Origin of the sequence: Erwinia sp. LJJL01, assembly GCF_047300805.2 — a bacterium.
In the GTDB taxonomy this organism is placed as follows: Bacteria; Pseudomonadota; Gammaproteobacteria; order Enterobacterales; family Enterobacteriaceae; genus Erwinia; species Erwinia aphidicola.
Genome location: NZ_CP178576.1, coordinates 1,234,550 through 1,247,962, shown reverse-complemented (window position 1 = coordinate 1,247,962; position 13,413 = coordinate 1,234,550). Strand labels below are relative to the sequence as shown.

Annotated in this window: 3 protein-coding genes; all 3 read left to right on the top strand. The window is 49.3% G+C overall.

From position 1 onward, the window contains the following. Position 1 precedes the first annotated feature (1 nt). From ACLI4M_RS06570 to ACLI4M_RS06560, 3 genes are read left to right on the top strand one after another with little or no spacing between them, the layout of a single operon-like run. The gene (locus ACLI4M_RS06570; protein WP_133622663.1) at positions 2-4,939 is read left to right on the top strand and encodes an Eco57I restriction-modification methylase domain-containing protein; all 4,938 of its coding nucleotides are present in this window, start codon (positions 2-4) and stop codon (positions 4,937-4,939) included. Then, positions 4,939-11,286, top strand: coding sequence for a DEAD/DEAH box helicase (locus tag ACLI4M_RS06565; protein ID WP_133622664.1), 6,348 nt, complete (start codon positions 4,939-4,941; stop codon positions 11,284-11,286). The genes ACLI4M_RS06570 and ACLI4M_RS06565 overlap by 1 nt, the downstream gene beginning before the upstream one ends. Further along, entirely contained in the window at positions 11,283-13,406 is a 2,124-nt protein-coding gene (locus tag ACLI4M_RS06560) for a UvrD-helicase domain-containing protein (RefSeq protein WP_133622665.1), read from the top strand. The genes ACLI4M_RS06565 and ACLI4M_RS06560 overlap by 4 nt, the downstream gene beginning before the upstream one ends. Positions 13,407-13,413: the final 7 nt, after the last annotated feature.

Here is a 13,413-nt window from a genome sequence, read left to right as displayed (position 1 = left end):
CATGGCGCTGGTCGGTATTAATAACGAAAACGAATTTTACTCCAACCATTATCTGGGCGAAGTATTTACCAGCGATATCCGCGAAGCTCTGGAGCCGTGGAACGAACAGGAAAATGCCGCTCGCGAAGTGGAACGAGCTGCCAGAGAAAAAGGCGAAGAGTTTACGCCGGGCTACCGGGCGCCCTGGAATCAGCTAAACAGCCTGGCGACAGCCTTCTTCCGCCAGTTATCTGAACAGGAAAAACAGCGCCAGATCCCGCAACGACTGGTGGATCAACACAGCCGCTGGCGGCCTCTGATGCAGGCTTTAGGCTATGAGCTGAACCCGCAAATTCAGGTGCTGGAGGACGGTTCTCCTCTTCCTGTACTGGCGCGTTATAACGGCGCTGATGGCAGCCCGTGGTTATGGATTATTGAAGCCCACGATGTGGAAGAGGGCACTCTCGATCCACTGGCGTTATCCTTGCTGAAGGCTCAGTTCCCGGCTGATGTAGATAAAAAGCACCGTGATAATCTGCGTAAAAATGCCCGTGGTGAATATCGTTCCTGGCAGGAGCTGATTTCCTCCGAAGTCTTCACTCAGCCAGAACCCCCGCGATTTATCTTGCTACTTGGCAACCGCCAGTTGCTGCTGCTGGACCGCACCAAGTGGGCGCAAAACCGTCTGCTGCGTTTTGATTTCGAAGAAATTTTAAGCCGCCGCGAAACGGAAACGCTGAAAGCGACGGCGGTGTTACTGCACAAAGATTCGCTCATGCCTGGCAGCGGCGCGCCTTATCTCGATTCATTGGATGACAATTCCCACAAACATGCGTTTGGGGTATCCGAAGATCTGAAATATGCGCTGCGTGAAAGTATCGAGCTGCTCGGCAACGAAGCGATGCGTTACCTCATTGAGCGAGGGCTGGCAAACTATACGGGTAACCGAGCCGTTAACCCGGAAGATCTCAGCCGTGAATGCCTGCGCTATATGTACCGTCTGCTGTTCCTCTTCTATATCGAAGCACGTCCGGAACTGGGCTATGCGCCAATGCAGGCGCGGACCTATCTGCAAGGTTACAGCCTGGAAACCCTGCGTGACCTGGAAATGATCCCGCTTACCAGCGAAGAGGACAGAAATGGCCGCTACCTGCATGACAGCCTGAATATGCTGTTTAAGCTGGTGCGTGAGGGCTACAAAGGCGGCGAGAAGATCCAGAGCGACTGGATCAGCGGCGAACAGATCAGCGTCCACAACAACCAGTTCAAAATACCTCGTCTTGAAAGCCATCTTTTTGCGACAGAAAACACGCCTTATTTGAACCGTGTCGTGTTCCGTAACGAAACGCTGCAACAGGTTATTCAGGCGATGTCCCTTAGCCGTCCAGGCAAAGGGCGCTTTGCGCGTCGCGGGCGTATTTCTTATCGCCAGTTAGGGATCAACCAGTTAGGTGCGGTATATGAAGCGCTGCTCTCCTATCGTGGTTTTTTTGCCAGTCATGATCTCTATGAAGTGAAAAAAGCCGGGGAAGAGTTTAACGAGCTGGAAACCGGCTACTTCGTCAGTGAGGATGAGATCAAGAAATACCATGAGGACGAAAAGGTTTACGAGAAAGATGGCAGCCTGCGTATTCACCGTCGGGGTAGCTTCATCTACCGCATGGCCGGACGTGACCGAGAGAAATCGGCGTCTTACTACACCCCGGAAGTGTTGACTCGCTCATTGGTAAAATACGCGCTCAAAGAACTGTTTAAAGAGCAGATTGATCCGATGACCGATCTGCATGCCAAAGCCGATGCGGTTTTAAAACTCACCGTTTGCGAACCCGCAATGGGAAGTGCTGCGTTCCTTAACGAAGCCATCAACCAGTTAGCAGAAGCTTATCTGTTCCATAAACAGCAGGCGGAAGGGCGACGTATTCCACAGGATCAGTACACCCAGGAATTACAACGGGTGAAAATGTACATCGCAGATAACAACGTCTTCGGCGTGGACTTAAACCCGGTGGCAGTGGAACTGGCGGAAGTTTCCCTGTGGCTGAACGCCATAAGCGGTGACACCTTTGTGCCGTGGTTCGGTTACCAGCTGCATTGTGGTAACTCGCTGGTTGGTACCCGTCGTCAGGTTTTCAATAAAAGCGAACTGACTTACAAAAAAGCTAAAGACCCAAGCTGGCTTAACTGCGAACCTGCTGAGCTGGCGATGAATACGCCGCGTGATGAAAAGCAGATTTTCCACTTCCTGCTGCCAGATAGCGGCATGGCAAACTACAGCGATAAAACGGCTAAGCAGCGTTATCCGGATGATTACAAGCTGTTAGATTCCTGGCGTAAAGCGTTTACCGCAAGCTTTGAGCCTCATGAAATTAATGATTTGCAGCGTATCAGCGGCAAAGTAGAAGCGTTGTGGAATGCTTATCGCCAGCAGCTTAAAGCCGAGCGCGAAGCCACCGCCGATGGTTATGCCGTCTGGCCATTGCCAGCCGATGCGCAATTGCACTCCAGCATGCGCAGTAAGGACGAGACGTTCAGCAAACGTCATCAGGACAATAGCGATTATCAAAAACTGCGCTGGGTAATGGACTACTGGTGTGCGCTGTGGTTTTGGCCGATTGATAAAGCCGATGAACTGCCGGATCGCAGTGACTGGCTGTTTGATCTGGAGACCCTGCTCGACGGTATTGTGGTGACGGAAGAAGTTACCGCAACCGAATCAAACATCATGGCTGGTTTGTTTGAAGAAGAGGAAAGCCAACGTGAAGAAGAATCCCTATTCTCTATCGCGGGTCGTCTGAAAACTGATGTGTTGTTCCGCCATTTGCCGCGACTGAAAGTGGTTGATGCTTTGCGTAAACAACACCGTTTCTTCCACTGGGATTTAGAATTCAGCGATCTGTTTGCCGAACGCGGTGGTTTTGACCTGATGCTGGGTAACCCACCGTGGCTGAAAGTGGAATGGCAGGAAGCGGGCGTGCTGGGTGATTTCGAACCAGAATTTGTGCTGCGTAAATTGAGTGCGTCGAAACTGGTGACGCTACGCGAACAAACCTTTAGTCAAATCCCTGCGCTGGAAGATGCCTGGCGCAGTGAGTATGAAGGCTGTGAAGGGATGCAGAACTTCCTTAATGCGCAGCAGAACTACCCGGTGCTGCGTGGTGTGCAGACCAACCTGTATAAATGTTTCTTGCCGCAGGCGTGGCGTTTGGGAGCAAAAAACGGTGTGGCGGGCTTCCTGCACCCAGAAGGGATTTATGACGATCCGAAAGGTGGGCAGTTGCGTGCTGCTGTGTATCCGAGGCTGAGGGCACATTTTCAATTTGCCAATGCTTACCTATTGTTTAATGAAGTACATGATCAAACTCGTTTCGGCATAAATATCTTTGGACCTGACCAAAATCTAATAAGTTTTGTTTCAATGGCTAATGTTTTTTTACCAGCAACGATTGATACATCCTTTTCTCACAGTAATATTTCCGAACAGGTTCCTGGTATAAAATACGATAGTGCTCAGGAAGCTGGTTCATCTATTTTATGGAACAATACTGGCCACCTTTCTCGTCTCATTAACGTTGGTTTGCACGAACTCTCTTTGTTTGCTCGTCTTTATGATAGTGAAGGAACTCCTGCCAGTCAGGCTCGTCTGCCAGCATTACATGCCACACAACTTGTTGCAGTACTTGAGAAATTTGCTGATCAGCCGAAGCGTTTGGGAGATTTGCAGGGTGAGTATGTGTCACTGGAAATGTGGCATGAAACTAATCAGCAAAAAGATGAAACTATTGTGCGACAAACACAGTTTCCAGAAGATGCATCACAATGGGTTTTATCAGGACCGCATTTCTTTGTGGGAAATCCGTTCTACAAAACGCCAAGAGCAAACTGTACGCTAAATAGTGATTACGATTGCCTCGATATGTTGACTCTGCCAGAAGACTATTTGCCACGCACCAACTACATCCCTGCATGTGATGCGCAGGAATATGCCAAACGTACGCCGCGAGTAACCTGGACTGAGCTTGGTGAAGATGAGCCGAGGAAGGTGACGGATTATTATCGTTTCGTTAACCGTGAAATGATTGGGTCATCTTCAGAGAGAACGCTGATTACAACTATTGTTCCACCGGGCGTTGGTCATATAAACACTTGTCTTGGTTCTGCTTTTAAAAACACCCAAACAATGCTGGATTACTTTGCGATGACTCTGTCGGTCCCTTTGGACTATCGCGTTAAAAGTACCGGTATGGGGCATGCCAATACTTCTCTCATAAACCAGTTGCCAGTCCTTACAGCTGATAAATATAGAACTGCTTTACATAGTCGAGTATTGAGTTTGGTTTCGTTGGTGAATAGTTACTCAGAGCTTTGGCAATCCTGCTACACCTCTGACTTTAATACCCAGCGCTGGAGCCGTAGTCTCCCACACCTCCCACTAGAATTCTTCGCCAATCTCACCCCTGAATGGCAGCGTAACTGTGCGTTACGCACCGATTACAGCCGTCGTCAGGCGCTGGTGGAAATCGACGTTCTTGTCGCTCAGGCGCTAGGGTTAACACTCGAAGAGTTGCTGACTATCTACCGCGTACAATTCCCAGTGATGCGTCAGTACGAAGCCGACAGCTGGTACGATCAAATCGGCCGGATTATCTTTACCCCAAGCAAAGGGCTGGTAGGTGTTGGCCTGCCGCGTACCGCGCGTAAAGCAGACCTGAAAAATGGTTATGCGTTCTCGGTGGATAGCCCGGACTGGAAGGGCGGAGATGGCGAGGAATTGGCTATCGGTTGGGACGATGTTAAACACCTGCAAACCGGTACCGTCAGCGTGACCTTTGATGACTACACCCGCAACGATGAAGGCGAGCGCCGCACAGTAACCTGGCAGGCACCGTTTATCAAACCAGACCGCGAAGACGACTATAAAGTCGCCTGGGCATTCTTTGAAAGTGATAAGGAGAGCGTCTGATGCTGCCTTCCATTGTCAGTCGGCAGGTTGCCGACAGCGTAGCCGAGTTTTTACGTGCGGCATTTCCGCTCAATAGCCCGCTCTTCAATGGCGAAAAGAACGGTAACATTAATATGCTGGAGCAGTTTCTGCGCCAGCCGGAAGCGTTGCTGAAAGGGCCGTATCTCTCCGCTCAGCTACCGTTCCGTAAAAGTTTATTGCCGCTGGATTTCTTCCCAAATCTGTCGCTGCCATTCCCACCGCACGCCCACCAGGCCCAGGCTTTTGAACGGTTAGGTCATGCTGAGCCTCAGCCCACATTAGTGGCAACCGGCACGGGTTCCGGTAAGACAGAATGCTTTATGTTCCCGCTGCTTAACTACTGTGCAGGAACACCGGGTGCCGGGGTGAAAGCGATAGTCATTTACCCGATGAACGCCCTGGCAACCGATCAGGCCAGCCGCTTTGCTCAAACTATCAGTGGCGATCCACGCCTGCACGGTAAAGTCACCGTAGGCTTGTTTGTTGGTGATAGCGAAGAACACCCAAGCAAAAAAATGTCTGCCGATAAGGTGATTACCTGCAAACATACGCTGCGCGACAGCCCGCCAGATATCCTGCTGACTAACTATAAAATGCTCGACTACCTGCTGATGCGCCCCGGCGACCAAAAGCTATGGCGGCACAATAAGCCCGGGATGTTGCGCTATCTGGTGGTGGATGAGCTGCATACTTTTGATGGTGCTCAGGGTTCCGATTTGGCCTGTCTGGTGCGCCGCCTTAAATACCATGTCGGTGTAGATAACGGACGTTTTGCTTGTGTTGGTACCTCCGCAACCGTCGGAGATGAGCTGGGGCAACTGCTGGATTACGCACAAACTATTTTTGATCAGCCGTTTACCGATGCTGCGGTGATCCGTGAAGATCGTTATAGCGCAGCTGAGTATCTGCAAGGCTTTGAAATAACTAACAGCCAGTATCCAGCGCCAGAAGATAAAACGGCGCTTGAACCTCATCGTTATACCACGCCAGTTGACTATCTGAATGGGCAAATTCCTCTTTGGTTCCCTGAAAGTAAATTGTGTCTTCCTGAGAATCTTGAAGACGATAACGGGCGTGAAAAACGCGTAGCGCTCGGTGAAATGTTACGTCGCCACAGTGTGTTGCATGTGTTACTGCGTGATTTACAGGGCAGTATTCTTTCCGAACAGCAGTGCCTTCAAAACCTACAGGTCATGCTTTCTGAAAGCGCGGAGCACGCTGCTCTGGTGTTGCAAAGTATTCTGGCGTTGATTGCTCAGGCAAGGCTGGAAGTGCCGGAAAACCCAGGCGACCAACAGCAGCGCATTGCGGCAGGCAAACCACGCCCGGTCTTACCCTTTGTACAACTGCGTTCACAATTATGGTTACGTGAAATGCGCCGCCTGGTGGCCAGCGTTTCAAAAACACCGCAACTGGTTTTTGCCGATGACCTGACTGTTGAAGACCGAGAACATCACCTGCCGGTCATCCACTGCCGTGACTGCCATGCCACTGGTTGGGTGAGTATGCGCCACGGGCAAAATGTGCAGCTGGAAACCGATCTTGATGGGATTTATCGCCAGTTCTTTGAAAAGGGCCGCTCGATTGTGCTGGCCTTCCCGGATAAGAATGAAAAAGCCGTTAGCGGTATGCATCAAAAATTATGCCCGGCTTGCCTGAAGCTTAATAAGCAATCCAACGTGCAGTGTGGGCACTGCGGGTATAGCGAAATGGTGCGGGTACTGATCCCTGACATGCTCAAACAGCGCAAAGACCAGCTTGAGTTCGCCAACGAATGCCCTTATTGCAACAGCAAAAATGGTATCTCGATCCTCGGTTCCAGAGCGGCTAGCTTATCGGCGGTGATGATCCATCAGCTCTATGGCAGTAAGTTTAACGAACATAAAAAGCTGATCACTTTTTCAGACTCCGTACAAGACGCAGCCCACCGCGCAAGTTTCTTTACTGCCCGCACGTGGCCATTAATGGTGCGTGGGCAGATTGCCCGTTTACTCAATGTGGGTGAAACCTTACGGCTTGACGTATTCGCCCAGAAGGTTTGCCAGCAAACACGTGAGTCCTCGACCGATGACGCACATTTTGTGGCGAATTTCATCGCGCCAAATATGCAGTGGCTAAACGATTATCAGACGTTAAAAATCGAAGGCCAACTTACTGAAAACTCGGATCTTCAGGAGTTGGTTCGTTTACGTCTCGACTGGGAGGTGTGGAGCGAGTTTACCCTTCGTGCCAGCATCGGGCGAACGTTAGAGACCACGGGTTTTGCTGCTACCGGCGTGGATACAGAACGGCTTAACCCAGCAATTAAAGCGCTACATCAGCAGCTTTGCGAAGAATTGGGTGACCTGATGAATGGCGTGACGGTTGAACAAGTCACACATCTGGCTTTAGGGATTTTGTGGTATCAGCGCCATGCTGGTGCGGTGATGCATCCGGCATTTGAAAGTTATCGGCGGGATGGCACGACCTTTATGATGACGCAAAAAGAGCGTACATCACGCTACATGCCATCTATCGGCCCGAAAACGCGTAAACCTGTTTACGCCTCATTTGAAAAAATCACCGGCTTCCACCGTCTTAACGGATCTAAGGACAACCCAAGCTGGTATCAGCGTTGGTTAACGCGCTCATTAAACAGCGGCGATAATATTTTCATCAGTAGTACTTCGGAAACGATATTGCGGCTGCTTTATACGGCGCTGCAAAGTGCAGGAATGGTGACATCTTTCGATACCAAAGGCCGTGTAGCCTGGGGATTGAGTACTTCGGCACTGGTTGTCAGCCGTGATGTCACCCAGCTCAACTGCACGTGCTGCCGGGAAATCGTTCGAGCCCCTTCCGAACAGGCGTGGCTTTGGGAAAATGCCCCCTGTATGTCACTGCGCTGTGATGAAGGTCGCTACCAGATTACAGATAGCGAGCCGACGCTGCGTTGGGACAATATGGATATTGCTCGCGTCATGGGGGCTGAGCATACCGGCTTGCTGACCCGCGAAGATCGCGAGGCAACGGAAAAATCGTTCTATCGCGGCACTAAGCCCTGGAACATCAATTTATTATCAGCGACCCCTACGCTGGAGATGGGGATCGATGTTGGCGATCTTTCTTCGGTTCTACTTTGTTCCGTACCCCCGGCTCAGGCTAACTATTTACAGCGTATCGGGCGTGCCGGTCGTAAAGACGGGAATGCATTAAACATTACTGTTGCCGAAGGAAATCCACACGACCAGTTCTTCTTTGAAGAACCGCTGGAGATGATGCAGGGGCAGGTTCAGGCTCCCGGTGTATTTCTCAATGCAGTGGCGATTCTCGAGCGACAACTCGCCGCGTTCTGCCTGGATAACTGGGTAAAAACGGGTGTGCCGGGCTCCGCCATCAGTAAAAACGTAAAGCAGATGCTCGATGAATTGGATACTGGCCGTAAGGGCGGTTTCCCATACAATTTCCTGCGCTATGTGCAGGAACATCGTGTGGCGATTGCTGAACGTTTTGCCGGGATTTTCCCGCAACTGGAAGCTGATACCCTGCTGCAACTGACCCATTACCTCACCGGTGAGCGAAATTATCGTTCGCTTGAACAAAGAATAGATACTGCACTAGCGCAATTACTTGAAGATCGAAAATCATTGCGTGCGCGTATCGACAAGTTGAAACGCAGCATCGAAAAGCTGGAAGCTGCGCCTCGAGATCAAAATTACGAAGCTGATATGCGTGAACTGACTTCTGAGCGTTCAGCATTGCAGTCACTGATTCGTCAAATAAACGACAAGCAGACCCTGAACTTCCTCACTGATGAAGGCTTGCTGCCGAACTATGCTTTCCCGGAAGCCGGTGTGACTTTACGTTCTGTTTTGTGGAGGCGTAAAGAAGGGGGACAAGAACGTGAATTCCAGAATACAACCTACGAGTATGAACGCCCTGCCGCCACAGCGCTGGCTGAGCTAGCCCCCTTGAATAACTTTTATGCTGGTGGGCATAAAGTAGAGATCGAACAAATCGATCTTAACGTCTCGAAGCCTGAAAACTGGCGGATATGTAGCCACTGCAACTACAGCGAAAATATCGATCAAACGGGTGACCAGCATAAGTACTGTCCAAAATGTGGCACGCCTGTTTGGGCTGATGCAGGGCAGAAAACGACCTTACTGAAATTGCGTCAGGTCTATGCTCGTGCCAGTGCACGCGATAGCCAAATCAGCGATGAAAGTGATAGCCGCGAACCGACTTTCTTCCAGCGGCAGTTACTGGTTAGTTATGAACCTCAGGATGTCACGGCGGCCTATGCCATTGACGAAGGCGAAGTCCCGTTTGGCTTTGAGTTCTTGAGTAAAGTGACTCTGCGCGATATTAACTTCGGCAAGATGGCTGATGATGCCAGCGAGTTGATGATTGCGGGTGACAAAAAGCGACGTACTGGTTTCCAGGTTTGCCTGAGCTGTGGGATGGTAAAACGCCCGCGTAACAATGATCCGCGGCGAGATCATGATCTGAGCTGTAAGTACCGGAGTGAACCAGAAAAAGCGAAGTTTGAAGATTATCTCTATCTTTATCGCCAGCTGGAATCCGAAGCGCTGCGTATTTTATTACCTGTAACCAGTTATAGTAATGACCGTATTGTTGAGTCGTCACTTGCTGCTGCCATCCAGCTTGGGTTGAAACATTACTTTAAGGGGAATGTTGATCACCTGAAGGGGGTTGTGTATCGCGAACCTGAAAACGAGGGTGAATCGTGGCGGCAATATCTGGTTATCTACGATACGGTGCCGGGAGGAACGGGCTCTCTAAAAGAATTGATGAGAACGCCAGACAACCTGCTGAAATTGTTGCAGCAGGCCTATCAGGCATTAGTGGAATGTAGCTGTAATCACGATACCAGCAAAGATGGCTGCTACCGCTGTGTGTACGCCTATCGTGACCGTGGGCGCATGAAGTTTGTTTCACGTGACCAGTCGCGCGTACTGTTGGCGCAAATTCTTAAAGCCAGCGATAAAATTCGCCAAATTAAAACCATCAATAGTATTTCGCTCGACGCAATGATGGGGTCTGAGCTTGAGAAGCGATTTATCAGCTGCTTACAGGAGCAAAAAAGCCTGGTTGTTAGCCGCAGCTACGCGCACCAAAGCGCAGGCTGGGTTATCAACACCCGAGCAGAGTCTTCGTCCAGTTGGCATTTAAAAGCACAGGTAGATTTAGGGGTTAAAGAGGGGGTGGGTATTCCATCGCGCCCTGATTTTGTTCTTTACCCTATTGCGCAACCAGCAGATATAAAGCCAGTTGCGATATTCCTCGATGGCTATGCCTTCCATAAAGACACAGTTTTTGATGACGTTCAGAAACGGCAAGCGATCAAAGATAGCGGGAATTACCACGTCTGGACTATTGGTTGGCGTGATCTTAATGAGGCTGGGTGTAAGCATCTGCAGGATGTGCTTGGTCTTGGGCATAATCCGGCAATGAAACAGCCTACGATTTATAACCGATTCCATGATGTCAATTTCGTTACCTTACATTCTTCCGTTCAGGACAGGAACAGCTTCGATTTGTTACTTGATTATCTGGCAGAGCCTGAGCAAAAAACGACGTTTTGGAAACAGCTGGCTGCCGCACATGCCTGGGTGTGGCTGGATGTTAAGCGCTCACAAGAGGCTGGCGTTCAGCAAAAATATGCTTATGAAATGCAGGAAAATGCCTCACCAGTACGCCAGAAGCAAATTTTACCCGACGAACCTTTTGTTTTTGGCGGGCTTCTGGACAGTTGCGGTTCATCTCAACAATTTATTGAGTTGGCATCAGTACTGCTTCAGAGCTATCTCAAGATCACGCCAACTGCTGATCAGCTGTGTGAGGCATTACGACTACATCTCTGTTTTGATGACCGCCATTCAGAAGATAGCGGTTATGAAGCTGGATTTTATGGTTTCTGGCGCCTGGTTAACCTGCTGCAATTTTTGCCTGATATGTCGTTTACAAGCCGTAAAGCAATACACCAGCCACAAGAAAAATTAGTAGTTTTGCCGATAGAAACAGCTCAAGAAGTGCAGTCAGATGCCAGTTGGGCAGAAATTATTGAGTTTGAATTACTCACCAGTGAAGAAATTGCTTTGCTTCAGGCTCATGACCTTGGAGCACCTGTTCCTGGCTATGCCTTACAAAACGATTTGGGTGAGATTATTGGAGAAGCAGATCTTGCCTGGCCTGATCAAAAACAGGCAATTATTTTTGAGGATGAGAGCTTCGCTTCTCATTTCACCATACATGGCTGGCAGGTCTCGTTAGGCCCAATCAGCGAAGAAACCTTACAACATCTGTCAGGAGGTGATAAATGACGGTTCAGTTGCCAAAAGTGGCACTTTCTGATGGCTTTTTGGGGGCGTTTGCTCGTATCCCAAAAGCGCAGCAGAAGAAAGTTCAGGAGTTTATTTCTAAGTTTCGCCAGGATCCCACCAGTAATGGGCTGAACTACGAAAAGATTCACGATGCCCGAAGTGCCAATATTCATTCGGTACGCATTGATCAAACTTACCGCGGTATCGTGCTTAAACCAGAACAAGGCGCGATATATATGCTGATGTGGGTAGACAAGCATGACGAAGCCTATGAATGGGCGCGCCGTCATGACTGTTCGATTCACCCATTAACGGGGGCGATTCAGGTTATTGATATTAGTTATATCAAGGCTGTACCTGAACCTGTTGCACCTGATAAATCTAAGCTGTTTGCTGCATATTCAGCCGATCAGATCCTGGCACTAGGTGTTCCTCCTGTATTTATCGATCAGGTTATGGTTCTTACGGATGTCGATGGGCTTAACCAGCTTGAAAACGTTATGCCTGCAGAGGCCTGGGAGCCACTTCATTGGTTGTCTGAAGGGTTGGATTACCAGGAGGTTCTGGAAGAGTTTAACGACCGCAAAGATATGCCTGTCGATACTAACGACTTCATCGAAGCTATTGAACGCAGTAAGCGTCGATTCCATGTAGTGGAAAATGAGCAAGAACTGCTCCAAATGCTTAATGCACCTCTAGAAAAGTGGCGAATCTTTTTGCACCCCAGCCAGCGTAAGTTGGTAGAAAATCCTGCAACCGGACCTGTTCGTGTCTTGGGTGGCGCTGGTACAGGGAAAACCGTAGTTGCTATGCATCGTGCAAGATGGCTTGCTCAACGTTTAGATGATCAACCTGGCAAGAAAATTCTGTTTACGACTTTTACTCGTAACCTTGCTGCAGATATTCGCGCCAATTTACAGCGTCTTTGTTCTCGTGAAGAAATGGCTCGCATCGAAGTTATTAATATTGATGCCTGGATGAGTGAACAACTTAAACGTCATGGTTATGATTTCCGTGTAGTTTATGAAAGCGATGAAGGTCGACGTAAATGCTGGAGTTATGCCTTGCAGCAAGTCCCAGCAGAGCTCGGTTTATCTGATAATTTTTACGCGGAAGAATGGGCTCGGGTAGTGCAACCCAATGCGGTCTACAGTCGTGAAGACTACCTTAAAGTGAGTCGGCTAGGGCGAGGAACGGCATTGTCACGTATTCAGCGAGCCAAAATATGGCCTGTATTTGAAGAGTTTCGTTCCCAAATGGCACGCGCAAAGTTGCGTGAAATGGGGGATGCGATGCATGAAGCGATTGTCCTGTTTAAAGAAAAACAGGTTCAGTTACCTTATAGCAGCATTGTGGTCGATGAAGCCCAGGATATTGGTGCTCCGGCCTTTACTCTAATTCGTAGTCTGGTACCTGAGTCGCCTAATGATCTGTTTATTGTCGGTGATGGGCATCAGAGGATCTATCGCAATAAGGTTGTTCTGGGGCAATGTGGCATTAATGTCCGTGGCCGCCGAAGTAAGAAGCTAAAAATTAACTACCGTACAACCGAAGAAACTCGTCGGTTTGCCGTTGGGTTGTTGACTGGAGTTAAGGTAGATAACCTAGATGGTGAAGCAGATGCCAGCAATGATTATTTGTCATTGCTGCATGGTGATTTACCAACCATAACGCATGCTACCGATTTTAAAGAAGAGGCAGGCACCATCGTTAAACAGATTCAGGCGTTACTGGCTAATAATGTGCGTTCCCAGGATATTTGTATAACGGCCCGTACCAAGCACGCCTATGACCGTTATGCTTATGTGTTAGATGATGCTGGAATTGAAACTTATTCGTTAGGCCAGGATAGTGGTGATACTGAACAACGTTCTGGGGTGCGTATGGCAACGATGCATCGCATCAAAGGACTTGAGTTCCAGTATGTCTTCCTTGCCGGGATTAACGATGGTGTTGTACCTGAGGTGAAAGCCATCACTTCAGATGATCCTGTAGAAAAGCGCGATGCGTTGTTTAATGAACGAGCATTGCTTCACGTGGCAGCAACGCGTGCGGTAAAAGGTTTATTTGTTTCATCATACGGTAAACCCAGTTTCTTACTGGAGCCTGAAAGCGAGTAACACAACC

What these genes read in the sequence shown, in the direction of transcription:
- ACLI4M_RS06565 (WP_133622664.1), top strand. Translation starts at nt 4,939, where the DNA reads ATGCTGCCTTCCATTGTCAGTCGGCAGGTTGCCGACAGCGTAGCCGAG.
- ACLI4M_RS06570 (WP_133622663.1), top strand. Translation starts at nt 2, where the DNA reads ATGGCGCTGGTCGGTATTAATAACGAAAACGAATTTTACTCCAACCAT.
- ACLI4M_RS06560 (WP_133622665.1), top strand. Translation starts at nt 11,283, where the DNA reads ATGACGGTTCAGTTGCCAAAAGTGGCACTTTCTGATGGCTTTTTGGGG.